General features: G+C 58.3%; 26 protein-coding genes, 5 tRNA genes and 2 pseudogenes. 21 read left to right on the forward strand and 12 right to left on the reverse strand.

Features of this window, described 5'->3' with window-relative positions; translation table 11 throughout:
* Positions 1-8: 8 nt before the first annotated feature.
* From minD to mtgA, 4 genes are all read left to right on the forward strand, one after another.
* A complete protein-coding gene (minD, locus tag WBR25_RS10935) occupies positions 9-821 on the forward strand; it encodes a septum site-determining protein MinD (protein ID WP_005336847.1) in 813 nt (270 codons plus the stop codon).
* Positions 822-823: 2 nt separating this feature from the next.
* Positions 824-1,090: a cell division topological specificity factor MinE gene (gene minE, locus WBR25_RS10940; RefSeq protein WP_005336848.1), complete on the forward strand. Its 267-nt coding sequence runs from the start codon at positions 824-826 to the stop codon at positions 1,088-1,090.
* 197 nt (positions 1,091-1,287) lie between these two features.
* Positions 1,288-1,614, forward strand: a complete 327-nt coding sequence (locus WBR25_RS10945) for an HI1450 family dsDNA-mimic protein (protein ID WP_005352317.1) — start codon at positions 1,288-1,290, stop codon at positions 1,612-1,614.
* Entirely contained in the window at positions 1,599-2,390 is a 792-nt protein-coding gene (gene mtgA, locus WBR25_RS10950) for a monofunctional biosynthetic peptidoglycan transglycosylase (RefSeq protein ID WP_252657327.1), read from the forward strand. Before WBR25_RS10945 ends, mtgA begins: the two co-directional genes overlap by 16 nt.
* A gap of 3 nt (positions 2,391-2,393) precedes the next feature.
* On the opposite strand, the gene WBR25_RS10955 is transcribed toward mtgA, so the two are convergent.
* Positions 2,394-2,522, reverse strand: a complete 129-nt coding sequence (locus tag WBR25_RS10955) for a hypothetical protein (protein ID WP_267511908.1) — start codon at positions 2,520-2,522, stop codon at positions 2,394-2,396.
* A 147-nt stretch (positions 2,523-2,669) separates the two neighbouring features.
* Between WBR25_RS10955 and WBR25_RS10960 the strand changes: the two genes are divergently transcribed.
* Entirely contained in the window at positions 2,670-2,993 is a 324-nt protein-coding gene (locus WBR25_RS10960; RefSeq protein ID WP_005336851.1) for an HI1450 family dsDNA-mimic protein, read from the forward strand.
* Between the two features lie 55 nt (positions 2,994-3,048).
* Here the strand turns inward: WBR25_RS10960 and WBR25_RS10965 are convergent, their stop codons facing one another.
* Both WBR25_RS10965 and WBR25_RS10970 read right to left on the reverse strand, forming a co-directional pair.
* Positions 3,049-3,360, reverse strand: coding sequence for a DUF1289 domain-containing protein (locus WBR25_RS10965; RefSeq protein WP_005360950.1), 312 nt, complete (start codon positions 3,358-3,360; stop codon positions 3,049-3,051).
* Position 3,361: 1 nt separating this feature from the next.
* Entirely contained in the window at positions 3,362-4,222 is an 861-nt protein-coding gene (locus WBR25_RS10970; RefSeq protein WP_429106590.1) for a CvfB family protein, read from the reverse strand.
* A gap of 231 nt (positions 4,223-4,453) precedes the next feature.
* Here WBR25_RS10970 and WBR25_RS10975 point away from each other — a divergent pair, with 231 nt between their 5' ends.
* From WBR25_RS10975 to WBR25_RS10990, 4 genes are all read left to right on the forward strand, one after another.
* Complete coding sequence (locus WBR25_RS10975) at positions 4,454-5,668, forward strand: UPF0149 family protein (RefSeq protein ID WP_429106588.1); 1,215 nt, start codon at positions 4,454-4,456, stop codon at positions 5,666-5,668.
* A 170-nt stretch (positions 5,669-5,838) separates the two neighbouring features.
* Positions 5,839-6,303: a MarR family winged helix-turn-helix transcriptional regulator gene (locus WBR25_RS10980; protein WP_005336856.1), complete on the forward strand. Its 465-nt coding sequence runs from the start codon at positions 5,839-5,841 to the stop codon at positions 6,301-6,303.
* Between the two features lie 2 nt (positions 6,304-6,305).
* Complete coding sequence (locus WBR25_RS10985) at positions 6,306-6,494, forward strand: DUF4250 domain-containing protein (RefSeq protein ID WP_429106586.1); 189 nt, start codon at positions 6,306-6,308, stop codon at positions 6,492-6,494.
* Between the two features lie 163 nt (positions 6,495-6,657).
* Positions 6,658-6,837: a hypothetical protein gene (locus WBR25_RS10990; protein ID WP_005336860.1), complete on the forward strand. Its 180-nt coding sequence runs from the start codon at positions 6,658-6,660 to the stop codon at positions 6,835-6,837.
* Between the two features lie 183 nt (positions 6,838-7,020).
* Here WBR25_RS10990 and WBR25_RS10995 read toward each other — a convergent pair whose 3' ends face one another.
* A complete protein-coding gene (locus WBR25_RS10995) occupies positions 7,021-7,608 on the reverse strand; it encodes an FMN-dependent NADH-azoreductase (protein WP_069528160.1) in 588 nt (195 codons plus the stop codon).
* 226 nt (positions 7,609-7,834) lie between these two features.
* Here WBR25_RS10995 and WBR25_RS11000 point away from each other — a divergent pair.
* The 4 genes and pseudogenes from WBR25_RS11000 (at position 7,835) to WBR25_RS11015 (ending at position 11,247) form a co-directional block, all read left to right on the forward strand.
* A pseudogene (locus tag WBR25_RS11000) lies at positions 7,835-8,723 on the forward strand (DMT family transporter).
* A gap of 84 nt (positions 8,724-8,807) precedes the next feature.
* On the forward strand, positions 8,808-9,986 hold the full coding sequence (gene purT, locus WBR25_RS11005; protein WP_479747917.1) for a formate-dependent phosphoribosylglycinamide formyltransferase: 1,179 nt from the start codon (positions 8,808-8,810) through the stop codon (positions 9,984-9,986).
* A gap of 126 nt (positions 9,987-10,112) precedes the next feature.
* Positions 10,113-10,771 (forward strand): annotated as a pseudogene (hxpB, locus tag WBR25_RS11010) (hexitol phosphatase HxpB).
* Positions 10,772-11,043: 272 nt separating this feature from the next.
* Entirely contained in the window at positions 11,044-11,247 is a 204-nt protein-coding gene (locus WBR25_RS11015; protein WP_005336871.1) for a CPXCG motif-containing cysteine-rich protein, read from the forward strand.
* Between the two features lie 174 nt (positions 11,248-11,421).
* On the opposite strand, the gene WBR25_RS11020 is transcribed toward WBR25_RS11015, so the two are convergent.
* Together WBR25_RS11020 and WBR25_RS11025 are read right to left on the reverse strand one after the other, a co-directional pair.
* A complete protein-coding gene (locus tag WBR25_RS11020; protein WP_429106715.1) occupies positions 11,422-12,039 on the reverse strand; it encodes a riboflavin synthase subunit alpha in 618 nt (205 codons plus the stop codon).
* Between the two features lie 102 nt (positions 12,040-12,141).
* On the reverse strand, positions 12,142-13,044 hold the full coding sequence (locus tag WBR25_RS11025; RefSeq protein ID WP_429106582.1) for a DMT family transporter: 903 nt from the start codon (positions 13,042-13,044) through the stop codon (positions 12,142-12,144).
* A 130-nt stretch (positions 13,045-13,174) separates the two neighbouring features.
* Here WBR25_RS11025 and WBR25_RS11030 point away from each other — a divergent pair, with 130 nt between their 5' ends.
* The 7 genes from WBR25_RS11030 to WBR25_RS11060 all read left to right on the forward strand — a co-directional run bounded on the left by WBR25_RS11030 (position 13,175) and on the right by WBR25_RS11060 (position 15,548).
* Positions 13,175-13,381: a YaeP family protein gene (locus WBR25_RS11030; RefSeq protein ID WP_005352334.1), complete on the forward strand. Its 207-nt coding sequence runs from the start codon at positions 13,175-13,177 to the stop codon at positions 13,379-13,381.
* A 149-nt stretch (positions 13,382-13,530) separates the two neighbouring features.
* Entirely contained in the window at positions 13,531-14,910 is a 1,380-nt protein-coding gene (locus WBR25_RS11035) for an MATE family efflux transporter (protein ID WP_160880470.1), read from the forward strand.
* A gap of 159 nt (positions 14,911-15,069) precedes the next feature.
* A tRNA-Val gene (locus WBR25_RS11040) sits at positions 15,070-15,146 on the forward strand.
* 12 nt (positions 15,147-15,158) lie between these two features.
* Positions 15,159-15,235 (forward strand) — tRNA-Val (locus WBR25_RS11045).
* Positions 15,236-15,253: 18 nt separating this feature from the next.
* Positions 15,254-15,330 (forward strand) — tRNA-Val (locus tag WBR25_RS11050).
* Positions 15,331-15,356: 26 nt separating this feature from the next.
* Positions 15,357-15,433 (forward strand) — tRNA-Val (locus WBR25_RS11055).
* Positions 15,434-15,471: 38 nt separating this feature from the next.
* Positions 15,472-15,548 (forward strand) — tRNA-Val (locus tag WBR25_RS11060).
* A 166-nt stretch (positions 15,549-15,714) separates the two neighbouring features.
* Here WBR25_RS11060 and WBR25_RS11065 read toward each other — a convergent pair.
* The 6 genes from WBR25_RS11065 to fadR form a co-directional block, all read right to left on the reverse strand.
* Positions 15,715-17,550, reverse strand: a complete 1,836-nt coding sequence (locus WBR25_RS11065; RefSeq protein WP_139743259.1) for a sigma 54-interacting transcriptional regulator — start codon at positions 17,548-17,550, stop codon at positions 15,715-15,717.
* Between the two features lie 283 nt (positions 17,551-17,833).
* Positions 17,834-18,298: a hypothetical protein gene (locus tag WBR25_RS11070; RefSeq protein ID WP_421173073.1), complete on the reverse strand. Its 465-nt coding sequence runs from the start codon at positions 18,296-18,298 to the stop codon at positions 17,834-17,836.
* A 265-nt stretch (positions 18,299-18,563) separates the two neighbouring features.
* Positions 18,564-19,448, reverse strand: coding sequence for an AEC family transporter (locus WBR25_RS11075; RefSeq protein ID WP_139462790.1), 885 nt, complete (start codon positions 19,446-19,448; stop codon positions 18,564-18,566).
* A 12-nt stretch (positions 19,449-19,460) separates the two neighbouring features.
* Positions 19,461-20,018 carry a YaeQ family protein gene (locus WBR25_RS11080; protein ID WP_005336887.1) on the reverse strand — a complete coding sequence of 186 codons (558 nt, stop codon included), beginning with the start codon at positions 20,016-20,018 and terminating at the stop codon, positions 19,461-19,463.
* Between the two features lie 188 nt (positions 20,019-20,206).
* Positions 20,207-20,347 (reverse strand): TIGR02808 family protein, encoded by a 141-nt coding sequence (locus WBR25_RS11085; RefSeq protein WP_005345965.1) that lies wholly within the window; start codon positions 20,345-20,347, stop codon positions 20,207-20,209.
* Between the two features lie 265 nt (positions 20,348-20,612).
* Complete coding sequence (fadR, locus tag WBR25_RS11090) at positions 20,613-21,326, reverse strand: fatty acid metabolism transcriptional regulator FadR (RefSeq protein WP_026034983.1); 714 nt, start codon at positions 21,324-21,326, stop codon at positions 20,613-20,615.
* A gap of 333 nt (positions 21,327-21,659) precedes the next feature.
* Between fadR and nhaB the strand changes: the two genes are divergently transcribed.
* Positions 21,660-23,240, forward strand: a complete 1,581-nt coding sequence (gene nhaB / locus WBR25_RS11095) for a Na(+)/H(+) antiporter NhaB (protein WP_064338053.1) — start codon at positions 21,660-21,662, stop codon at positions 23,238-23,240.
* Positions 23,241-23,302 lie beyond the last annotated feature (62 nt).

Below are 23,302 nucleotides of genomic sequence, written 5' to 3' on the forward strand. Positions count from 1 at the left end.
AAGCGAGAATGGCGCGAATCATAGTCGTTACATCGGGTAAAGGTGGCGTTGGCAAGACCACAACCAGTGCGGCCCTGAGCACCGGCTTAGCCCAGCGTGGTCACAAGACAGTGGTCATTGACTTTGACATCGGTCTGAGAAACCTGGATCTCATCATGGGCTGCGAGCGGCGCGTTGTGTATGACTTCGTCAACGTCATCAACGGGGAAGCAAACCTCAATCAGGCGCTGATCAAGGACAAACGCTCGGAAAATCTGTTTATCCTGCCCGCCTCCCAGACCCGGGACAAAGATGCCCTCACCCGTGAGGGGGTCGAGAAGATCCTGGATCAGCTGGCGGAGATGAAGTTCGATTACATCGTCTGCGACTCCCCGGCAGGGATCGAGGCGGGCGCACTGATGGCGCTCTATTTTGCCGACGAAGCGATCGTCACCACCAACCCGGAAGTCTCTTCCGTGCGTGACTCCGACCGCATCCTTGGCATCCTGGCCTCCAAGTCCCGTCGCGCCGAGCGTGGCGAAGACCCCATCAAGGAGCACCTGCTGCTGACCCGCTACTGCCCGACCCGCGTCAACCGCGGCGACATGCTGAGCGTGCAGGATGTGCAGGAGATCCTGGCCATCCCGCTACTCGGGGTGATCCCGGAGTCCCAGGCGGTGCTGCGCGCCTCCAACTCCGGCGAACCGGTTATTCTGGACAAGGAGTCCGATGCCGGTCAGGCCTACGAAGATGCGGTGTCCCGCCTGCTGGGCGATGCCAAGGAATTTCGTTTTCTGGAAGAAGAGAAGAAGGGCTTCTTTAGCCGACTGTTCGGGAGTTAAACATGTCATTATTGGATTATTTTCGTTCCAACAAGAAACAGAACACCGCACAACTGGCCAAAGAGCGGTTGCAGATCATTGTTGCTCACGAGCGTTCATCCAGAGGGGGGCCGGATTACCTGCCCCAGCTCAAGCAGGACATCCTCGATGTGATCCGCAAATACGTCAACATTGATCCGGAGAAGATAACCGTCCAACTGGATCAGAAGAGTGATGAGCTGTCGGTACTGGAGCTCAACATCACCTTCGCCGATGACAAGAAGGGATGAGCTGACGCCCTATGCGTGACCCCTTCCCCCAATGAAGACCGGATCCTGTCACTGGATCCGGTTTTTTATTGGCACAAAAACAGGTCACAGCGGTTCGCCTCATCTCGCCAAGGGGTCTGCCGACCGCTAGAATAGCGCCGCCCCGCAGGCTGTGATCTGTGATGGCACCTTTTTCTCTTTTCTGGAACAGACCGCTTATGTCTATGAATGACGAAATGCACAGCGTCGAGGAACTGCTCGATACCGCCCTTGAACTCTTTATGGAGCTGGCCTCTGACAACCTGCCGGAGCAGGAGATCGCCCGCTTCAATCAGGAGTTCAACGACCGCGGCCTGCTGGCCGAAACCGACCCGGCCGATGACTGGGAAGCGGACGTGGGATTTGCGGTGAGCGACACCGACTATGCCGAGATCTGGGTTGGCCTTGGCAATGAAGAACAAGAGTATGAGCACTTGTTTGCCCGCATGCTGCTCTCCCGCCGTGTTGACGAGAAGTTCTGCCACATCGAATGGCTGCCCCAATAATTCCGGATCCCGATGATCCCAGCCACTATCAGTGGGAGTCTGGCCCTGACGCCGTGGCCCCCGTACGTCCATCAGCATCGTTTGGGCGCCGGGTGTTGAGGTGGGCAGGCAAGATCGCGCTGGCCGGGCTGCTCTGCTCGGTCGGCTCGGTCGCCTTGCTGCGTTTTATCGATCCGCCGATGTGGAGCTGGCGTATCGAGCGGGCCCTGTTTCCGCCCGCCAAGATCACCCAGGTGCGCCATCAATGGGTAGATCTGGCGTCCATCTCCAAGGAGCTGCAGCTGGCGGTGATCGCCGCCGAGGATCAGCGCTTTGCCGATCACAACGGCTTTGACATGGATGCCATCAACGCCGCACTCAAGCACAACCAGCACAGCGAACGGGTGCGCGGTGCCAGCACCCTCAGCCAGCAGACCGCCAAGAACCTCTTTATGTGGAGTGATCGCAGCTTCCTGCGCAAGGGGCTGGAGGCCTGGTTTACCCTGCTGATGGAGCTGGGCTGGGACAAAGCCCGCATTCTCGAGGTCTATCTCAATATCGTGGAGTTCGGCCCCGGCATCTATGGCGCCGAAGCCGCCGCCCGCACCTACTTTGGCAAACCGGCCAGCCGCTTGACCCGCTACGAGTCATCCCTGCTGGCCGCCGCCCTGCCCAATCCGTGGCGTTATCGGGTCAAGCCCCCTTCACCCTATGTGCAGAAGCGCTCGGTCTGGATCCGCCGCCAAATGGGTCAACTGGGCCAGATCACCCTCAATCGGGTGCATCAGGCAGACTGATCCTCAGGGCTCATCGGATTTCTCCGGTGGGCCCAGATGGCCGCCCACCGTCTCGCGGTGAAGCGGCAGATAGTGCCACCACCAGGCCTCGCGCCGTCGCTTGATCTGTTGCCGCCGTCCCCGCTGCTTCATCCCCTTACTCCCTGCCAGATGATCCGCGCCTTAACCATACTCCCCCAACGGCAACTTGGACAGGTCAGCCACGCCCGGTGCACTGGTCTGGCCGCCACAGCCAATAATTGTTACAGTAGCGAACCTCGATGTATCTGGAGTGATTTCATGGAACAGCGTACCCCGGATCAGCTGGTCGAATGGGCCTATGATCAGTTTCTTGAGCAGGCCGCCGATATGCTGGCCCCCGAACAAATAGTCGACATCACCCTGGAGTTTGAGCAGCGTGGCGCCGTGGAGGCAACCCTGCCCAATGCCGACTGGTCGACCGAGCTGGGTGAGCCGGTCGATATGGAGCGCTGGGTCGAAGTGTGGGTCGGTTTGCTGGATCATCAGGATGAGTTTGAGGTGATCTTCGCCACCTTCCTGCTGCCCCGTCTACTGACCGAAGATCAAGTGCATGTGCGCTGGCATCGCCAGCAGCAGGCATAAAAAAGGCGCCATCGGCGCCTTTCTTGTTTCCGTGCACTCTTATTGCTGTTTTCTGCTAATCCTGCGCTGCGATGGCCTTGGCCAGACAGCGGCGGCACCAGCAAGCGCTGGCCTCCTGCATCGGCAATACCGGCAACTGGCTGCACCAGCACTGGGCGATGGTCTGACCGGCAGAGACGGCGCAATAGGCCGGTTCGCCACAACCCGGACAGCGGTGGGTGCTTTTCGAGCCATTCAGCTCGGCCATCACCGCCAGCTGGGCCTTGCTATCCATCGCCGACCAGTGGCCGATCTCGGTCAAGGTGCGGCCACAACCAAGGCAAAGCCCGTCTTTCGCCTTGCAGAGGCCAACACAGGGACTCGGCATCTTATTCGCTATCCACGGCCGAGTCGGTCTCTGTGGCCACCAGAGTGATGGCGTTATCTTCGATGACGATCTTGCCCTGCTTGTAGAGGCCGCCGATCGCCTTCTTGAAGGTACCCTTGCTCATGCTGAACAGCTTGTAGATGAGCTCGGGTTCGCTCTTGTCACCCACCGCTAGACTGCCGCCCTGCTTTTTCATCCGGCTCAGAATGCGCTCACCAGCGTCATCAACCCGCGCCAGACCCGGCTTTTGCAGGGTCAGATCGAGCTTGCCATCTTCGCGCACCTGCTTGACCCAGGCGGTTTGCGGCCGACCGGTCATCACCCGGCCAAACACTTCGTTCTTGAACAGCATGCCGGGATACTGACCGTTGACGATCACCTTGATGCCAAGGGGCGAGTGCTCACCCGGCAGCGCGGTCACTTCGTCACCAACCTTGAAGTTGCTGCCGGCCGGGGTCAGCAAACGCTCGATGCGGCTGGTGCCGACCATGCGCCCTTCGTTATCCAGTTGCAGACGCACCAGATAGACGTGGCCCACCTGCATCGGCTTGTTCTGCTCGCGGCTGGGCACAAACAGATCCTTTTTCATGCCCCAGTCGAGGAAAGCACCAATCTTGTTGGCATTGACCACTTTCAGACCGGCAAATTCGTCCACCATGGCAAATGGCTTGTCGGTGGTGATCACCGGTTCGCAGTCGGCATCCAGATAGAGGAAGACCTGCACGCTATCCCCCTCTTTCACCCCTTCTGGCAGTTGACGCTTGGGCAGCAGCAGTTCACCGTACTCATCGGCCGCAAGCCAGGCGCCGCGATCTTCGAGTTCAACAACGGTGAGGGTGTTCATCTTGCCAATCTGTATCATGGTGCTCTCTTTTTTCATTACCCGGATGGACCAATTGATCATGGCCCCTATGGGCGCGCATGTTACCTCAAGAGCGGTGATCCGGCCTAGTCCCCAAGCCACCACGAGCCGCCCTTTCTCCCCTATCTTATCCGCCAATGGTGATTAAATCGCCAAACAGGCGGCCATTTGCTGCAAATAACCCCACTTTTAGGTAGACTTCGCGGCTGTTCAAATCCAGAGGAACTGTCGATGAACCCATCCACTCGTACCCGCCATCTTAATCAATGGATCCAGAGCCACAGCGATCAGGACATGACCTACCCGGCCCTGCACGGTTTTCTCTGTGCTCGTCTGGTGGGGCCGGAAAGCCCTGACTGGCAACGCCCGCTGGCTGGTCTGCTGGAACAGGATGCCGAGTTGGATGAAAAAAGCGCAGAAGCCCTCAACCACCTGATCGCCGAACTGGAATCCCAAGCCGACGACGCCCAGCTGGCCCTGCCCAGCCAGTGCCGCCTGCCCAGCGATAACCCCGAGCAGGTGTTCGAACAGAGCCACCCCCTCGGTCAATGGTGTTATGGCTTCAGCATGGGTTTTGCCACCTGGCCCAAGCCGAAGGATTTGAACGACCCGACCACCCAGTACCGCTTCAGTCTGGCCGCCGAGCTGAGCCTGTTTCGCGACAAGCAGATGGCCCAGATGCTCTATAGCGCCGCCGCCAGTGAACTCCCCTTTGTCGAGTTCTGCAAACGCCAGCGCCAGAATATGAAAACCGCCCTCAACCAGCTGCTCAACCTCGACCAGTATCAGGCCGCCCCCAGCGCTGATGTCACCCTCAATGGCGAGCAGGCCCAGCAGTGGCAGACCTGGTTCGAGCTGGCCGACAGCTGCCGCGATCATCAGGCCCGCCTCGGCTGGTTCGAGAAGATCATCGCCGATGCCACTCCGCTCTTTGATGAAGCCTTCTGGCAGCAAATCGCCGGCCACGGCTGGAGTGCCCCCGAGCTGCGTCCTCTGCTGGCCGCCAGAGCCGGCCGCGCCGACTGCCTGCTGCGCCTTGGCAAGCTGGGCGAGGCCAAAGCGGAGTATCTGGCGCTGCTGACAATCTGCGTAGCCGATGAGCTGGGTTGCCGCTACAACCTCTCCACCCTCTATGCACTGCAAGGGGATTGGCAGGCGTTGGCCGCCCTGCTGGTGCGCTTCGATGAAGCCTCCAGCTGGTTGCTCTATAACAAGGCGCTGATGGTCTTTGCTACCGAGGGTGCCGAGGCAGCCAAGCCCCATCTGCTGGTCGCCATCGAGGCCAACCCGCACATTCCGGCCTGCCTGCTGGGTCAGCGCAAGCTGCCCAAACAGGAGCCACAAAGCTGGCAAGCGGGCAGCCGCGACGAGGCCGCGCTCTACGCCATCCACACACGCGAGGCCTGGCTCAAGCAGAACGCCCTCATCTGGTTGCGTAAAGGCTGAACAGTGTTGGCTTAAAATCCCGTCGGTCAGACCCGGTTTTTCCTTGAGGGCGTGCGCCACCGCACATTTCATCGCAACCGGGTCAGACAAATCAGCTTGAGTTTCGTATCATCAATGTCAAAGTATCAAAAGAAACTGCATCTGATGCAGCCGTCACAGCAGGGTGTAATATGTCAAAAATCATAGCGTTACTCGCTCACTACCCGCCCTATCAGTTGGTACATGCCGCCGAGATGCTACGGGATACCTTCGAACAGTTTTATGAACAGCGCTACCAGCTGACCGTGCCGCAGTGGCGCCTGATGATGGTGCTCGGCCCCAACTACCCCATCAGCCAGAAAGAGCTGGTCGAGGCGAGCGGCATGGACAAGGTGCGCATCTCCCGCGAGATCCGCCGTCTGGTCGAAAAAGGGATCATCTTTACCGAGAGCAGCGAGCAGGACAAACGCATCAGCCTGGTCTCCCTCACCAATGCTGGGCTCGCCCTCTTCCTGCAGCTCAAGAGTGAAGCTGGCAGCTGGCAACACACCCTGACCGACTATCTGCCGAGCGAATCCCGCGAGGCGATCCGCCAGCATCTGCACAGCGTCAGCGCCGCCATTGAGCAGCTGCAATCACTGGATCGGGAGAAATAATCATGGATTTGAAAAAGTTCGCCACCATGGACATCAACATGCTGCTGAGCGTCGTCAATATGCAGCTGCGTGATCGCTATGACGACCTGGATGATCTCTGCAAGGCGCACGAGATCGATCAGGCTGCACTGGAAGCGCGGCTCGCTGGCGGCGATTTTCACTACCAGCCAGCACAGAAACAGTTCAGATAAAGAGAGCTAGCGGGATCGGGATCACAGGGCCAGTGATGGCACTGGCTCTGCGGTAAAAACCTGATATGGTCTGAAGAGCCCCAACAGGGTGATGCACGGATACATCACCCTGTCACAAGAGGGCATTAAAATCGTTTCAGGTGAGCAAACCAAGGATGACCCCATGATATTGATGACCCGACAGAGCCTGTTGATCACGCTCTGTACCCTGTTGATGATCAGCCTCTTCACGCCCCACTTGCCGCAAAGTACCGAACAGTGGCTGACCACCCTCTTGCTTGGCCTGCTGGTCGCGGTGGCGCTGCTGCTGGTACGCGGTTGTCGCCGCTTTATGATGGAGTAGTGACTCTGTCAGAACGTCTATACCGACCACTTGCCCTGATACTCTCTGTAGCAGCAACGTCTGTCGCAATCATATCTAGCCCAAAAACAAACGCAGCCTGATGGCTGCGTTCTTGTATCTCGCGGGGCAACCCCTTGAAGAGATAACCCCTGACGGGATAGATAGCCCTTATAGAGAGAGCCCTTAGATAGCCAGAGCCTCAAGCTGCGCTTTGGCCGCTTCCATCCCCTTGCTCTGGGCATCCGGACCCATTCCCATCCCTTCGGCGTAGATGAAATCCACCTCTTTGATACCGATGAAACCGAGCACGGTACGCATGTAGGGAGTGACCAGATCGGTGGCGCTGCCAACGTGCATGCCGCCACGGGGGCTGATCACCAGCGCACGGGTATTTTCAACCATACCGACCGGACCGGTCTCGGTATAGCGGAAGGTGACGCCAGCGCGAGCCACCAGATCGATCCAGTTTTTCAGCTGGGTCGGGATGTTGAAGTTGTACATGGGGGCCGCAATCACCACCAAGTCGCTTGCTTTGAGTTCGGCGATCAGCTCGTCGGACTGGGCGATCACTGCCAACTGACGCTCGCTCAGGTTATCACCACCGCGCAGGCCGGAGGCCAGCTCGCCATCCAGCACCGGCAGGTTGAGGGCAGCCAAATCACGCACGGTGACGGCATCATCTTGATGATCAGCCAGGAAGCCGTCGATCAGGGCGTTGGATTGGGAATATTGACCCAGGATGCTGGATTTGAGTACGAGGATATTGGCCATGGTGAAACTCCATTTGGTTGTCGGTTGAACAGCGTTGCTGTCGATGGAGGTCACTCTAAACATTGTGCTTATTTGCTGATAGCGAAAATAGATGCTCAACTTGTTCAAAATTTTTGATGAAAGGCCACTTCCTCGCCAGCCAATCTCGCGGCCGCGCTTCAACCCTTGGCAGAACAAACGATTGCCGTTATGATCCGCCGCACTTTTTTCCAGCGACCCGGATCCCATGATACCCTCGCGCAGGCACTCTCCTTTGGCCGGTGCAGTCTGGATGATGGTGGCAGGACTCTGCTTCGCCGCCGTCAACAGCCTGAGCCAGTATGTCAGCTTCAAACTCGGCCTTGCCTCTACTCAGGTCGCCTTTCATCAATACCTGATCGCCCTGATCTGCCTGTTGCCCTGGCTGGTTCGTCATGGCTTGCGCCAATCCCTGATGACCAATCAGTTCCGGTTGCACCTGTTGCGGGTATTGCTGGCGGTGATCGGCATCCAGCTCTGGCTCTGGGCGCTGGCGTACCCCGTCCCCATCTGGCAGGGGATCGCCCTGCTGATGACCTCGCCGCTGTTTGCCACCCTGGGTTCCGCGCTGCTGCTCAAGGAGCAGGTGAGCCGCGCCCGCATTCTGGCCACCCTGGCGGGCTTTGCCGGCGCCATGCTGATCCTCGCCCCCTGGACTGACGAGTTCAACTGGGCCTCCCTGCTGCCGGTGGCGGCGGCGCTGTTCTGGGCAGGTTACTCCCTGATGGTGCGCTATCAGGCAGCCAACGAATCATCCCACACCATAGTGGTGTATCTGCTTATCTTCAGTACCCCGTTCAACGTCATGCTGGCACTGCCGGAGTGGCAGTGGCCGAGCGAGAGCCAATGGCTGCTGGTAGCCGCCTCCGGCGTGCTGACGGCGCTGGCCCAGATGTCCATCGCTCGTGCTTACAGCGTGGCGGAGCCTCCTTCGTACAACCTTTCGATTTTGCCAAGCTGCCGATGAACGTGCTGGCGGGCTGGCTGGTATTTGGCTGGGCGCCCCCGGCCGTCTGTGGCTTGGCGCCGCCATCATCATTGGCGCCATTACCTTGCTGACCCATCTGGAGCAGCGCGCTCACAAACCCGTTTCCTGAGGTACGCCATGCGTGCCTCTTTTTTGTCCGCTATTTGTGTAATAGCGATCATCAACAATGACCATCGACATCAGGAGAGATCGTATGTTTGGAACCGCAACCCGCCCCGGCGCCACCCGTGCCCTGCTGCTGGGCTCCGGCGAACTTGGCAAGGAGGTCGCCATCGAGTTGCAACGGTTCGGGATCGAAGTGATCGCCGCCGACCGCTATGCCAACGCCCCCGCAATGCAGGTGGCCCACGCAGCCCACGTGCTGGACATGCTCGATGGCAACGCCCTGCGTGCCCTGGTTGCCGAGGTTAAACCCGACCTCATCATCCCCGAGATTGAAGCGATTGCCACCGATACCCTGGCTGCCCTTGAGCAAGAAGGGGTCAAGGTAGTGCCCAACGCCCGCGCTACCCAGCTCACCATGAACCGGGAAGGGATCCGCCGCCTCGCCGCCGAGACCCTGGGTCTGCCCACCTCACCCTACCGTTTTGCCCAGAGCAAGGAGGAGTTTGTCGCCGCCGTCGAGGCCATCGGCCTGCCCTGCGTGGTAAAACCTGTGATGAGCTCTTCCGGCAAGGGGCAGAGTGTACTGCGCGATCTCGCCAAGCTCGATGAGAGCTGGACCTACGCCCAGGAAGGCGGCCGCACCGGTCGTGGCAAGGTGATCGTCGAGGGCTTCGTTCCCTTCGAGTACGAGATCACCCTGCTCACGGTACGCGCCGTCGATGGCATTCACTTCTGCGAGCCGATCGGCCACCGGCAGGAAGATGGCGACTACCGCGAATCCTGGCAGCCACAGGTGATGAGCGAACTGGCGCTGGCCCGCTCCAAAGAGGTAGCGGCCAAGGTGGTCGAGGCGCTGGGCGGTTACGGCCTCTTCGGGGTCGAGCTCTTTATCAGGGGCGATGAGGTGTGGTTCAGCGAGGTCTCGCCGCGTCCCCACGATACCGGCATGGTGACCTTGATCTCGCAAGATCTCTCCGAGTTCGCCCTGCATGTGCGCGCCATTCTGGGGCTGCCAGTCGGCACCATCACCCAGTACGGGCCGAGCGCCTCTGCCGTGGTACTGCGCGAAGGGCACAGCCAGAATATCCGCTATCAGGGAATTGGTGAGGCATTGGCGCTGGTGCCGGGCGCCCAGCTGCGGCTGTTTGGCAAACCGGAGATCGCCGGTCGCCGCCGTCTTGGCGTGGCGCTGGCCCGCGCAGCGGATTGCCAGGATGCGGTAGAGAAAGCCAAAGCCGTGGCCGCCAAGGTCGATGTACTGTTCTAAGGGCTTTTTTGCCATAGCAAAACAAACGTTTGCCGATGTGATCGGGCGCAAGGGGCATGGCAATGCCCCTTTTGCATTTCCCCGTCAGGCTTATAATCCCCTCTTCAAATTTGTCAGGAGTACAAGATGTTAGCTGCCGTGATCTTCGATATGGATGGTGTTCTGATCGACTCGGAACCCTTTTGGCAACGGGCCCAGATCGCCGTTTTCTCCGAACTGGGTCACCCCCACACCGTCGAGGATTGTGAATCGACCATCGGCGTGCGCATCGATCAGCTGGTCGCCCACTGGTATCGTCTGCGCCCGTGGAGCGGCCCGAGCCAGGAAGAAGTGGTACAGCGCATTCTGGATCGGGTCAACGCCCTGATCCTCTCCGAAGGTCAGGCCAAAGCCGGTGTGCTGGAGGCGCTCGACCTTATCGAAGCCCGCGGCCTGAAAGTGGGTCTGGCCACCTCCTCCCCTTTGCGATGGTAGAAGCGGTGCTCGGCAAACTTGGCATTCGCGATCGCTTTATGGCGGTTCACTCCGCTGAAATCGAGCGTTTCGGCAAACCGCACCCGGATGTCTACATCCACGCCGCCGAAAAGCTGGGGGTGGAACCGGTACACTGTCTGGCCATCGAAGACAGCTTTACCGGTTTGCTGGCGGCCAAGGCGGCCTCCATGACTGCGCTGATCGTGCCGGATCCCGCTTTAGTCGGCGACCCGCGTCTGGCCATCGCCAACTACCAGCTGAGCTCGCTGGCCGAGCTCAATGCCGACATGTTGGCCAGCTGGGTCAAGTAGCGCCTATCGGCGCCTTGTTGCGCTCGCGTCCTCATACCCGCAGGGGGCAGCTGGCCCCCTGTTATTGCCAAACAACCGTTGGCAATCCCCCTCTTGTCACCCGCGATCAGCAACCAGACGGCTCTTATCCTGAACGGCCCACGCAACCAGTTGGGCCTTGCCATTTCTAAGGCTTGATCTCTGTCATAAACGTGCGTTTGCTCGCGGTTAACCCCCTGCAGCCCGACTAGAATCAGGGTAGATAGGCGGCCTCAGGGCCCGAGGAGGTTATCATGATCGAGTACACCAGCAAGCGCATCGTCTGCCCCCACTGCGGTCACCATACCCGGGTCGAGCTGGATGCCAGCCAGGGTGATCAGGAGTTTTACGAAGATTGCATGGCCTGTTGCAATCCGATCCACCTGCGGCTTCACCGCGACGAAGCCCGCGACTGTTTGCAGTTGTTTGTGGATGCAGACGACGAGCAACTGTTTTGATTACGAGTCACAAAAGGCCGAACAGCTGTTTTGCCTGCAAGTCGCAAAGAGCTGAGCAGATGTTGTGACTGCGAGCCATAGAAAGTTGAGTGGATATTTTCACCATGTAAATAACAAGGGCCTGCACACTGCAGGCCCTTGCTTATGAGGCGATTAACACCGAGCCGTTTCCTTTCAGTTACCCGCGCGCGCCGCCAGTACCCGCTCCACTGTATCGACGATGGCCTGGGTCTGGGGATCGATCTCGATATTGGTCTGCCAGCCAGCCTTGACCCAACCCAGATTGGTACGGGCCAGGGTCTCGGGGATCAGGTGGACGCAGAACTCCCGCTCGCGCACCTCGCCGATGGTCAGACTGATGCCATCGATGCCGATGTACCCCTTGGTCAGCACATATTTCATCAGCTCGGGAGCAAGGCGATACCACACCTGACGGTTGTTGGGGGTATTGATCACCGAGGTAACCTCTGCCATGCCGATGATATGGCCAGACATGGCATGACCACCGATCTCGTCGCCAAAGCGGGCGGCCCGCTCCACATTGACCTTGTCCCCCACCTGCAGCTTGCCGAGGTTGGTCAGGCGCAGGGTCTCCTGCATCAGATCGAAGCTGACCAGCTCCCCCTCGACACGGGTGACGGTCAGGCAGCAGCCGTTGTGAGCGACTGAGGCGCCGAGGGCCAACCCTTCCCCCCACTCCCGGCTGGGCATGCGGATCACGTGGGTACGAAATGAAGCACTCTCTTCGATGGCGACCAGCTCGGCCACACCTTGCACAATTCCGGTAAACATCATCACCTCTTTGTTTCTGGTAACACGCTCTGTTTTTTATCGCGGCCTGTGGCCGCTTCTTTTACATAATCCGTTTTTACACAATTCGTTTCGTACAAACTGTCACACCTGCTCCGCCGCCTCAGACCGCGCCAGCACACGAGCCCGGCGCTGGGAATGGATGACCACTATGCCAGCCAGCACGATGAGCAGACACCCCGCCATACTACTGAGAGTCGGCATTTCACCAAACATCAGATAGCCGCAGAGGGTAGAAAAAAAGATCTGGAAATAGAAGAAGGGCGCCAGAGTAGAGGCCTGCGCATACTGCATCGCCTTGATAAGGCAATATTGGGAGAGCAGGGTCACCACTGGTAGCGCCAGCAGATAGGGCCAGTCGGCAAGCACCGGAAAGCGCCACAGTGCAGGCTGCCAGCAGAGCACGACCATTGCCACCATCCCCAGCATGAAGCAGGTGACGATCAGGATATCGAGGGTGGTCAGACGCGGATCCACCAGCTTGGTGATGAGGTTGTAGCCGGTGTTGGCCAGCACGATGACCAGTGGCAGCAGGTAGTAGAGATTCGCATCGCCCCCGTCGGGATGAGTCACCACCAGCACACCAAACAGCCCCAGCAACACGGCCGCCACCTTGGCCCGGGTCAGCCGCTCCCTGAAAAAGATCACGCCCGCCACCACGAAGGCCAGCGAACCAAGCTGGCAAATGATGGTGTAGACGTTGAGTGGTACATGGGCCAGCGCAATCACCGAGACCAGCGCACAGACCAGAAACAGCAGCGAGCGCAACAATAGCCAGCGATCCACCGCCAGCAGCGCCGACATGGTGCGCCTTGGCAACAACAGCAGCAGACCAAGGAAAGGAACAAAGAAGCGAAACCAAACCATCTCCATCACGGAGTAGCCATGGAGTACCAGATATTTGTCCGCGCCATCCTTGAGCGTCAGGGCGAGAAGTGCAAACAGCGTCAGAAAGATCGCCAGTGAGTTGCGCGAAGAGAACAGCATCAAAGAGGCCGAAACAGGAAAAGGGGGTAACCAAACTAACGGGCTTGCCGCAAATTACAACCGCGAGACTGACAAAATGGGAGCAAAACCGCTATATTTGCTCGCCTTTTTACTTTCAAGGAAGCAAATCATGATGGTTTATGAGTGCTGTGAAGCGATCCGTATCGCCTATAACCAGATTGGCTCCGGTGAGCAGGGCTATGTGCCGAAGGCCATCGCCGCCACTATCCGCGCCCTCAACGCGGTCGCCGCCGATGAACGGGTGCCCGCCGAACTGCGTGAACAGGCAGCCTATGCGGCAGCCAACCTGCTGATCAGCGATCACGAAGACGCCTGATCCTGCCCCCCGGGGCGGCAACTATTTCGTCCTGGCTGAATTTCAGGCTAGAATGCCTCCCCCACCCTTTGCACTTTCGTCCGAAAGTGCAAAGGCTCTTCCCGATTTCCGCTCTTTTTTACTCTTATCTGATCCACTCGGAGGTGTCAGTGCAACGTTATTGGTCCGAGGCGAAGCAGCTCGTCCGTCTAGCCAGCCCCATTCTGGTCGCCCAGGTCGCCCAGGTCGCCATGAACTTCGTCGATACCGTGATGGCGGGTCAGGTGAGTGCGGTCGATCTGGCTGCCGTGTCGGTGGCGTCCAGCTTCTGGCTACCGGTGATCCTGCTGGTGCAGGGGATCATCATGGCGCTCACCCCCATCGTCTCCCAGCTCAATGGTGCCCGTAAACGGGAGGCAATCCGTCCGGCAGTTCATCAGGGCTTCTGGCTGGCACTGATCGTCACCCCGCTGGCGATGATTGCGCTTTATTACAGCCCGCTGGCGTTGCAGTTCATGGATGTGGAGCCGGTGATGGCGGCCAAGACCACTGGTTATCTGCACGCCATCCTGTGGGGTCTGCCCGCGTTCGTGCTGTTCCAGGTGCTGCGCAACTTCAGTGAGGGGCTCTCCCACACCATGCCTACCATGGTGATCGGCTTTGTCGGGCTGGCGGTCAATATTCCCGCCAACTACATCTTCATTCACGGCCACTTCGGCATGCCGAAACTGGGCGGGGTGGGTTGTGGCGTGGCCACGGCCATCGTGCTGTGGGCCATGCTGCTGGCGATGATCCTCTATGTGAAGCTCTCCCGTCACTTCACCGAGATCCGGCTCTTCTCCCAGCTGGCTCGCCCCAACGGCAGCCGGATCTGGCGCTTGTTCCGCTTAGGGTTCCCCATCGCCATGGCGATCTTCTGCGAGGTGACCCTGTTTACCGTAGTGGCCCTGATGCTGGCCCCCTTCGGCGCCGAGACGGTGGCGAGTCACCAGATTGCCCTCAACTTCTCCAGCCTGGTCTTTATGCTGCCCCTCTCCATCGGGGTGGGTGTCACCATCCGGGTCGGCCACAGCATCGGTGAAGGGCAGCCCCACCATGCCCGGGTAGCGGCCCGCACCGGCTTGATGCTGGGGATAGCCATCGCCGCTGCCACTGCCGCCATGACGGTGCTGCTGCGCGAGCAGATCGCCTCCATCTATACCGATGATCAGCAGGTGATCGTCCTGGCGGCCATTTTGCTGTTCTTCGCCGCCATCTATCAAATCTCCGACTCGGTGCAGGTGGTCGCGGCCGCCGCACTGCGCGGTTACAAGGATACCCAGGCGATCTTCTACGTCACCATCGTCGCCTACTGGGGACTGGGGCTGCCCACCGGCATGATCCTGGGTCTGACCGACTGGCTGGTGCCGCGGATGGGGCCGCAGGGTTTCTGGATCGGCTTTATCGTCGGCCTCACCAGTGCGGCCCTGATGCTGGGGGCGAGATTGCGCTACATCTATGGCCGTTTTGCCACTCCGGAGGCCTGCACTACCCTGTCGCGATCTCAGTAACAGGGCTTGGCGAGCGACAACTCGCCTGCAAAATCAACAGGCTGCGCAAGAACTGGGCAAACAGTCTCCTTTGTGCATATGGCCTGTTGACAGCCTTGGGGGGCATGGGTAGTATGCCGACCACGTCAGCAGCGCTGGCGTAGTGAAGTAAGAGAAAGTGGGTTTATAGCTCAGTTGGTTAGAGCACTACCTTGACATGGTAGGGGTCGTTGGTTCGAATCCAATTAAACCCACCACTTTTCTGTGATGCGTCCTTAGCTCAGCTGGTTAGAGCACCACCTTGACATGGTGGGGGTCGGTGGTTCGAATCCACTAGGACGCACCATTACAGAACACTGATTATGCGTCCTTAGCTCAGCTGGTTAGAGCATCACCTTGACATGGTGGGGGTCGGTGGTTCGAATCCACTAGGACGCACCATTCAGCATTGAAAGAAATGCAGATGTGGGTTTATAGCTCAGTTGGTTAGAGCACTACCTTGACATGGTAGGGGTCGTTGGTTCGAATCCAATTAAACCCACCACTTCTGCATAAAGAAATAAAAGTCGCATTGCGCACCCTGCGTCCTTAGCTCAGCTGGTTAGAGCATCACCTTGACATGGTGGGGGTCGGTGGTTCGAATCCACTAGGACGCACCAGATTAAAAAAGCCCGCTCATCGAGCGGGCTTTTTGCATTCTGTCCAGCCACTCCCCTGCCCCGCCACTCCGTTCAGCACTGTTCGGCAATGGCGCAGAGCCTTGTTCCCATAAAAAACCCGTGTCATCCGATAAACGACACGGGCTAGATCGATGCCGCCAGCGCCTCAGCTCTGCACGGCAATCTCGTACTTCTTTATCTTGCGATAGAGGGTGGCAATCCCAATCCCCAGCGCCTGTGCGGCCAGTTTCTTGTTGCCGAGCCGCTGCAGGGTCTCTTCAATCATCTGTTTCTCCATGCTCTCAAGGCCGCTCTCACCCGGTACGGGTTCAGGCAGTTTCTCCAGCGTGGTGGCACGCGGCGCTGTGGCAGGTACATTGAACGCCGCATCCAGGTTGGTCACCGGGATCGACTGGGCCGCAACGCGATGGGGCTCCTGATTGCGGATGATGTTGGGGGGCAGCAGGCTGGCGTCAATCACCTCGCCCGCCTGGCTGACGTTGACCAGATATTCGATGAGATTGCTGAGCTCGCGCACGTTGCCCGGCCAGCGATACCCCTTGAGCAGCGCCATCACCTCGGGAGCCAAACCAGGATAGACAATGCCAATGCGGCTGGTGTGCAGGTTGAGGAAGTAGTGGGTCAGCAGCTCCACGTCCCCTTCCCGCTCCCGCAGTGGCGGCAGGTTGAGGGGGATGACGTTGATGCGGTAGTAGAGATCCTCGCGAAACTTCCCTTCGGCGATGTATTGATCGAGATGCTGGTGAGTGGCGGCGATGATGCGGATATCCACCGGCACCGGTCGGCTGGCACCGATGGGGGTCACCTCCCGCAGCTCCAGCACCCGCAGCAGCTTGGCCTGCATGGTGAGCGGCATGTCGCCAATCTCGTCGAGGAACAGGGTGCCCTGATGGGCCGCCTGAATAAGGCCCTGCTTGCCGCCGCTGGAGGCGCCAGTAAAGGAGCCCTTCACATAGCCAAACAGCTCGCTCTCCAGCAGTTGTTCGGGAATGGCGGCACAGTTGATGGCAATAAAAGGCTTGTCCTGACGGGGACTCAGGCGATGGACAGCGCGGGCCACCACCTCTTTACCGGTGCCGCTCTCGCCACAAATCAGCACGCTGGAGGGGCTCTGGGCGATGCGGTGCAGCAGTCGCTTGAGGGTGCGCATCGGCTTGCTCTCGCCGATCAGCTGATCGATCCGCACATCCGGATCCGGCTCCTGAACCTGACCGGAGTGGGACTGGTGAAACGCCATCAGAAAGAGCTGCTGGCCCTGCACATGATGTAGCTGGCCGATGATCAGCTCCTGACGACCTTCAAAGGTGATGATGTGCTGAAGATGACCACTCAGCCCCTGCTGGGAGAAGGTGAGCGGGCGGATCCCCACTTCGCGCCCCTGCAGCTGTTCCTGCTGGCAACCCAGATGATGGAGTGCCGCCTCGTTGGCGTAGAGCAGTTGACTCTTGTCATCGAGCAGCAGGCAACCCTGATCCATGTTGGTCATCAGATTGAGGAACACCTTGTTGACCCCATCCGACAGCCCGCGTGAATCGAGCAACTTGGCTACAAAGATGGTGGAGATATGGCGCACATAGTCACACACATCCTGCAGATTGTTGTTGAGGCGCGCCTGCTGCTCGTCGCTGAAGGCCACCAGACTGATCACCCCGATGCAGCGCTCGTCCACCATGATGGGCACCCCGAGGAAGGCGCGCTCACGGCAGCTCTCCTTGCAGGTACAACCGTCACACACGGGATCATCACTGGTGTGGGTAACGATCTTCTCCCGCTGGTTATCAATCACATAGCGCAGCAGGCGGGAGTCGCCCTCCAGCTGACGTCCGAAGAACTTGCCATAGGGCCCGGTGCCAGCCACCCGAACCATATCGGCATCCACAATTTCGACCTCAAGCTGCAGCACACTCGCCAGCATCTTGGCAAAGCGCAAGATGGTCGGCTGGATCTGCATCAACAGACACTGGTTGCTCACGGATCTCATCCATCATTCCTTTTTGTTCTTGTTATCCTCCCCCTAAAGGGAGTCATGCTGGCCAGATACTAAGGGATATCAGGGGGAACTACTTCGGGGGGGATCACGAAAAGGGAAAATGATCCGTATCCTCCGTGACTTCAGAGGCACAGATAAAATTCAATAAAAACAAAAAGATGAAAACACATGCAGCAAGATAAATCACTTGGGCCAGCCAAGCCTGCTGATCCGCAAAGTCCATCGACAGATCATGCTGAATGTGGGGAAAACAACCTCTGAAATGGCATCTGGTTCACGCACCACGTACCTGTTTCAAGACTTGGCACTCATGGTCGAAATCCGCTTTATCTTGCGGCTGAATGTAACTTTGCCAGCGGGCAAACAGCTCGGCCGTCGGATATCGATGCAGACGAATACCGGTGCGATAGAGTTTGGGAAAGAGTGGGTCTGGCTGGGATCTCACGACCAGACCGCGCAGCTTCTCGCCAGAGGGAATGGCAATCACCAGCTCATCCCCCTCCTTCAACCGTATGGCCCCCAGAATGCCGATGCCGCCGATGGCTATGTCGCGCACCACCACATAGGGCACCGGGTTGAGCAACTCCAGAAACCAGTTGCGACGGCGACATTCTGCCTTGTAACCACCGCCACTGAGGATAAAACGGCGGTGTCTGCGCCAGTCATAACCGGTAGGCAATGCCGGGTCATAGCGCGATTTTGCCTGCCCCACAGGCTCAGATTGCTCACTTGTGCCCATCCGGTTTCCCTCACTGGCATTGGTTAAACAGTGTCAGTCAGCTCTTTTTCATACTATAGCTGTCGCCGTTAGGCCCGGGGCTCAGGGCCGGATACGGGGACGACAGATATATTACGGATGCAATGATGGACAGAGATGGCATGGAAGAGCTTGCTGATCCTGATAGGCTAACTTTCCCCTGCAAGGATGAGATGCGAACGACTGTGACTCGGTTCGATCAAGCAATTGGCCAGTGAGTCGCACCGTCGCACCAATGCAATCTGGCTTAGCCGGGCAGATGAAGTGCCAACCAGACCGCCAGCGGGATCACCAGCACAGAGAGGGCATTGCCGCCGAGCACGATACTGGCCACCTTGTCCGGCTGGCAGTGATACTGCTCGCAGAGCATGTAATTCAAGACCGCAGGGGGCAAGGAAACCGACAACATCAACAGCGGGATCCACTCCGTCTTGAGGGGCAACAGCCAGATCGCCAGCAGCAGCGACAATCCCCCCGCCAGCAGATAGAGCAGGTTGCACTTGAGCGCGAGGCCAAGGTGATCAAGCTCCCCCTCCATCAGGCGAATGCCCAACGCAAAGAGCATCAGGGGCACCGAGATCTGGCCGAGCAGCGAGGCCGTGGTCACCACATATTCCGGCAGCGCAATGTGCAGGTTGGCCACCAGCAAACCGGCCAGCGCGGCCCACAACACAGGGCTGCGCAGCCACAGCCAGCGGGAGGTATTGGCCGAGAGGATAAACATGCCGACCGAAAAGTGCAGCAGATTGGAGAGCACAAAGAGGATCACGATGGCCCCCAGTTGCTGCTCGCCAAACGCCAGCACCATCAAGGGGATACCGAGATTGCCGGTATTTCGGAACATGGCGGGCAAGATCAGGGCTGCCCGCTCAATCCCTTTGAGTTTGAGCAGCGCGAGCAGCAGACCGGGTAACAGAATAACCAGCGCCCCCGCAGCAATCAGCGGCATATGCTCCGCCAACGCCAGCGGATACTTGACCAGCGCGGAGAAGACCAGCGCCGGGGTAAACAGCTCGATATTGGCCCGATTGACGTAACCGAGCGCAGCCCCCGGTCGCAATCGCCCGTAGAGGGCGCCGAGCCCGACCACACCGAACACCGGAATGACGATATTGAGCAAGGCGCTGAACATGGGCGGCGTCCGTTACAGCTCGCGGGCCGGTTTGCCCATCAGCACCACCGGATCCAGCGTCACTTCCAGTGCGCCGTTACTGACCCAGAGCTGACCATCGGAGATAGTGCAGGTGAGCTGCATGGTGCGCTCGACCATGGCGGTGAGCGGCAGAGTCTGGCTGTCGGAGAGTTCGATGATGCTGAGGTTGTCATGCTGGCTCAGCTTGCCCTGGTTCTGCTTCCACCAGACGCTGGTGCCACGACCGCCGTAGAGGTAGAGCACCACCTGACGGGCGCGGTTGCAGGCTTTTTTGAGCCGTTTTTCATCGGGTTGGCCCAGCTCGATCCAGAGCTCTATTTCGTCCGAGTAGTTCTTGCACCAGAGCTCGGGTTCATCATCGGCGCTCAATCCCTTGGTGAATTCCAGTCGCTCGGCAGCGTGCCAGGCAAAGGCCGCCAGCCGGATCATCATCCGCTCATCGGTTTCGGAGGGGTGGCGCGCCAGCGTGAGGGAGAAGTCCTGATACAGATTGCGATCCATATCAGACAAACTGATCTGGGCCTTGAATACGGTTGCCTTGAGAGCCATAGAAAACCTTGAACACCTGATAAGAGAAGGGTGAGTTGGAAATACGGGCGCCAGTGTAATCAAAATCGGCGGCAGGTTCGACCATCCTGACCAAAGATTTCCCCTTCCCTGCCGGGATAAGTGCTTTAAAAGACACAAAAAACAAATGCCAGTCCGAAGACTGGCATTTGGCGGCATGGAGAAGCGACTCACTTCTCGGCGGACTGTACCCCGAACGCATTCAGCAGCATGCAACAGGTCACTGCCACCGCCACGAATCCGCTCAGAAAGATAAAGGGCATGGCCCCGTATCCCAGTACTGTCCAGATGGTGTGTTCAAGAAGACTCATTGTTGTGTCCTTCATCCGGTGAAAGGTGTGTTCCTTCTGGCGGATATTGGTTCCGCTCTTGATGCCTCCATTTGACCTCAATCAGCGGTTGGGTCCTATGCCACCAAAGTGATAAATGCAGGGTTCATTTGCGCTGGATCAAGCTTTTTGGCCAAATATCCATGCAGTTCAAGCAATTACCACCGCCAATCAAGGATAGACACAAACACGGCAGAATAAAAAAACGCGCCGGATGGCGCGTTTCTTGGACAGCACAGGCAAGGGATCAGTTGTCGCACAGATCGCTTGGCATGTCCTGACGCAGGCGGGTCCACAGCTTGCCGGACTCGATACCGTACTGACGCACCGTCATGAACACGGCTTCGTGGTTCTTGGTCTCCGCCAGATTAAGCAGGGTCTTGTAGTAGGCATCTGCGGTCTCGCGGGCCTGCTTGTCGGAGAAGTAGTAGCTGCCGACCCGGCTGTACAACCCTTTGAAACCGTTCAGGATCAGGGCGTAGATCGGATTGCCGGAAGCAAACGCCAGCTGGTGGTGCAGGCGATAATCGAACTCGGCATAAGCCTGTGCGTTGTTCTCGACCCCATCGGCACCACGCAGGATCTCGGCGGCCTGTTCCGGATTGTGACGGATCGCCCCGCGGATAAAGATGGTGCAGATATGGGTACGGGCGGAGAGCAGCTGAGCTATCAGATCAGGTACCTTGTCCTGATCCAGACGAGCCAACGTCTCCAGAATATTGAGGCCGGAGGTTTCCCAGAAATTGTTCACCTTGGTCGGCTTGCCATGCTGTATGGTCAACCAGCCATCACGGGCCAGTCGCTGCAGCACTTCGCGCAAGGTCGTCCGCGTCACCCCGATCAACTCGGATAATTCACGCTCGGCGGGCAGAATAGATCCGGGAGGAAAGCGATTGTTCCAGATGGACTCGATGATGTATTCCTCGGCAAACCCAGCTGGGCTCTGCGCTTTTATAACCATGAATTGACTCTGTTGTAATGCGTAAAAAGGCTGACGAATGATATCAAAGCGATGATGGCTGGCAAGCATAAGGTCAGTCCTCTGCTCACATATGGCAAATATAGTGTTGGGAATATGTATCTAATCGCCACGAGGGAGCCAGCCAACCCCGACAAGGTGGTTATAAAACAGACAGATGGGCAGAGATCCATCGGCTATCATTTATAATCGTCACGCTTTTTGATTAAAATCACGAGGAATCAGACAGATAAAGGCCAACATCCGGAGGCACAGGTCGAATCATCCTTGACTGCATAGAAGCAGATCCTAACAACAAAGTTGAGACCCATTATCATGCCAATAAGCCTAGGGCAGGCATTCGCCAAGAACTTCTTGGGCAATGCACCACAGTGGTATAAAAGCGCCATCTTGCTATTTCTGGTGATCAATCCGATTGCCTTCCACCTTGATCCTTTCATTGCGGGCTGGTTACTGGTCGTTGAGTTTATCTTCACCCTGGCCATGGCCCTCAAGTGCTACCCCCTGCAACCGGGTGGTCTGCTCGCGATCGAAGCCGTGTTGATCGGCATGACCTCCGCCGATCAGGTCAAGCACGAGCTGGTCGCGAATATCGAAGTGCTGCTGTTGCTGGTGTTCATGGTGGCAGGCATCTATTTCATGAAGCAGCTGCTGCTCTATGTCTTCACCAAGCTGCTGATCGGCGTACGCTCCAAGATCCTGCTCTCCCTCTCCTTCTGTCTGGTCTCCGCCTTCCTGTCGGCTTTTCTCGATGCCCTGACCGTGATTGCCGTGGTGATCAGCGTCGCCACCGGCTTTTACGCTATCTATCACAAGGTCTCGTCCGGCAAGGAGTTTGGTCACAGCCATGACCATACCGATGATAAGGAAGTCGCCGAGCTCAATCGCCAGGATCTCGACGATTTTCGCGCCTTCCTGCGCAGCCTGATGATGCATGCCGCCATCGGCACCGCGCTGGGTGGTGTCTGCACCCTGGTGGGCGAGCCGCAAAACCTCATCATCGGCGAGCAAGCGAGCTGGAACTTCGCCGAATTTGCCATTCGCATGTCACCCGTCACCGTCCCCGTCTTTATCTGCGGTCTGCTGACCTGCGTGCTGGTAGAGCAGTTCCGCTGGTTTGGCTATGGCGCCCGCCTGCCGGACACGGTGCGCGCCATCATGGAGGAGTACAACCGCTACGAAGAGGCAAAACGCAGCCCGCAAGACAAGGCCAAGCTGATCGTTCAGGCATTGATTGCGGTCTGGCTGATCGTCGGTCTGGCCATGCACCTGGCTGCCGTTGGCCTGATTGGTCTCTCGGTCATCGTGCTGGCCACCTCCCTGACCGGGATCACCGAGGAGCACTCGCTGGGTAAAGCCTTCCAGGAGGCACTCCCCTTCACCGCCCTGCTGGCGGTCTTCTTCAGCGTAGTCGCCGTCATCATCGATCAGCAGCTGTTCAAGCCGGTGATCCAGCTGGTACTGGCAGCCAAACCGGAGAACCAGCTGGCCCTCTTCTATCTGGCCAACGGGGTGCTCTCCATGGTCAGTGACAACGTCTTTGTCGGCACCGTCTACATCAATGAGGTGAAGACAGCCATGCTCAATGGTGCCATCGACCGCGCCCAGTTCGATCTGCTGGCGGTAGCCATCAATACAGGTACCAACCTGCCATCGGTCGCAACCCCCAATGGTCAGGCCGCCTTCCTGTTTATGCTCACCTCGGCATTGGCGCCGCTGCTACGTCTCTCCTATGGCCGCATGGTCTGGATGGCGCTGCCCTACACCCTGGTGCTGGGGCTGATCGGCTTTTTCTCTGTCGAATTGCTGCTTGGTCCTGCCACCGAGTGGTTCTATCAGCACGGATGGCTGGTGATGGAGAGTGCGCTGCCAGCGGTACAACCGGCACTGCATTAATCCATTGAGATGGTTTCCGAGGGCCCTTTCAGGGCCCTTTTCTTTTCGGTTCCGCTCTGCTC

The sequence above is a fragment of the Aeromonas sp. MTB genome, assembly GCF_056632455.1.

Bases quoted from the DNA above. Each gene is read 5' to 3' on its own strand.
- minD (WP_005336847.1), top strand. From the start codon at position 9: ATGGCGCGAATCATAGTCGTTACATCGGGTAAAGGTGGCGTTGGCAAG.
- minE (WP_005336848.1), top strand. From the start codon at position 824: ATGTCATTATTGGATTATTTTCGTTCCAACAAGAAACAGAACACCGCA.
- WBR25_RS10945 (WP_005352317.1), top strand. From the start codon at position 1,288: ATGTCTATGAATGACGAAATGCACAGCGTCGAGGAACTGCTCGATACC.
- mtgA (WP_252657327.1), top strand. From the start codon at position 1,599: ATGGCTGCCCCAATAATTCCGGATCCCGATGATCCCAGCCACTATCAG.
- WBR25_RS10955 (WP_267511908.1), bottom strand. From the start codon at position 2,522: ATGAAGCAGCGGGGACGGCGGCAACAGATCAAGCGACGGCGCGAGGCC.
- WBR25_RS10960 (WP_005336851.1), top strand. From the start codon at position 2,670: ATGGAACAGCGTACCCCGGATCAGCTGGTCGAATGGGCCTATGATCAG.
- WBR25_RS10965 (WP_005360950.1), bottom strand. From the start codon at position 3,360: ATGCCGAGTCCCTGTGTTGGCCTCTGCAAGGCGAAAGACGGGCTTTGC.
- WBR25_RS10970 (WP_429106590.1), bottom strand. From the start codon at position 4,222: ATGATACAGATTGGCAAGATGAACACCCTCACCGTTGTTGAACTCGAA.
- WBR25_RS10975 (WP_429106588.1), top strand. From the start codon at position 4,454: ATGAACCCATCCACTCGTACCCGCCATCTTAATCAATGGATCCAGAGC.
- WBR25_RS10980 (WP_005336856.1), top strand. From the start codon at position 5,839: ATGTCAAAAATCATAGCGTTACTCGCTCACTACCCGCCCTATCAGTTG.
- WBR25_RS10985 (WP_429106586.1), top strand. From the start codon at position 6,306: ATGGATTTGAAAAAGTTCGCCACCATGGACATCAACATGCTGCTGAGC.
- WBR25_RS10990 (WP_005336860.1), top strand. From the start codon at position 6,658: ATGATATTGATGACCCGACAGAGCCTGTTGATCACGCTCTGTACCCTG.
- WBR25_RS10995 (WP_069528160.1), bottom strand. From the start codon at position 7,608: ATGGCCAATATCCTCGTACTCAAATCCAGCATCCTGGGTCAATATTCC.
- purT (WP_479747917.1), top strand. From the start codon at position 8,808: ATGTTTGGAACCGCAACCCGCCCCGGCGCCACCCGTGCCCTGCTGCTG.
- WBR25_RS11015 (WP_005336871.1), top strand. From the start codon at position 11,044: ATGATCGAGTACACCAGCAAGCGCATCGTCTGCCCCCACTGCGGTCAC.
- WBR25_RS11020 (WP_429106715.1), bottom strand. From the start codon at position 12,039: ATGTTTACCGGAATTGTGCAAGGTGTGGCCGAGCTGGTCGCCATCGAA.
- WBR25_RS11025 (WP_429106582.1), bottom strand. From the start codon at position 13,044: ATGCTGTTCTCTTCGCGCAACTCACTGGCGATCTTTCTGACGCTGTTT.
- WBR25_RS11030 (WP_005352334.1), top strand. From the start codon at position 13,175: ATGATGGTTTATGAGTGCTGTGAAGCGATCCGTATCGCCTATAACCAG.
- WBR25_RS11065 (WP_139743259.1), bottom strand. From the start codon at position 17,550: ATGAGATCCGTGAGCAACCAGTGTCTGTTGATGCAGATCCAGCCGACC.
- WBR25_RS11070 (WP_421173073.1), bottom strand. From the start codon at position 18,298: ATGGGCACAAGTGAGCAATCTGAGCCTGTGGGGCAGGCAAAATCGCGC.
- WBR25_RS11075 (WP_139462790.1), bottom strand. From the start codon at position 19,448: ATGTTCAGCGCCTTGCTCAATATCGTCATTCCGGTGTTCGGTGTGGTC.
- WBR25_RS11080 (WP_005336887.1), bottom strand. From the start codon at position 20,018: ATGGCTCTCAAGGCAACCGTATTCAAGGCCCAGATCAGTTTGTCTGAT.
- WBR25_RS11085 (WP_005345965.1), bottom strand. From the start codon at position 20,347: ATGAGTCTTCTTGAACACACCATCTGGACAGTACTGGGATACGGGGCC.
- fadR (WP_026034983.1), bottom strand. From the start codon at position 21,326: ATGGTTATAAAAGCGCAGAGCCCAGCTGGGTTTGCCGAGGAATACATC.
- nhaB (WP_064338053.1), top strand. From the start codon at position 21,660: ATGCCAATAAGCCTAGGGCAGGCATTCGCCAAGAACTTCTTGGGCAAT.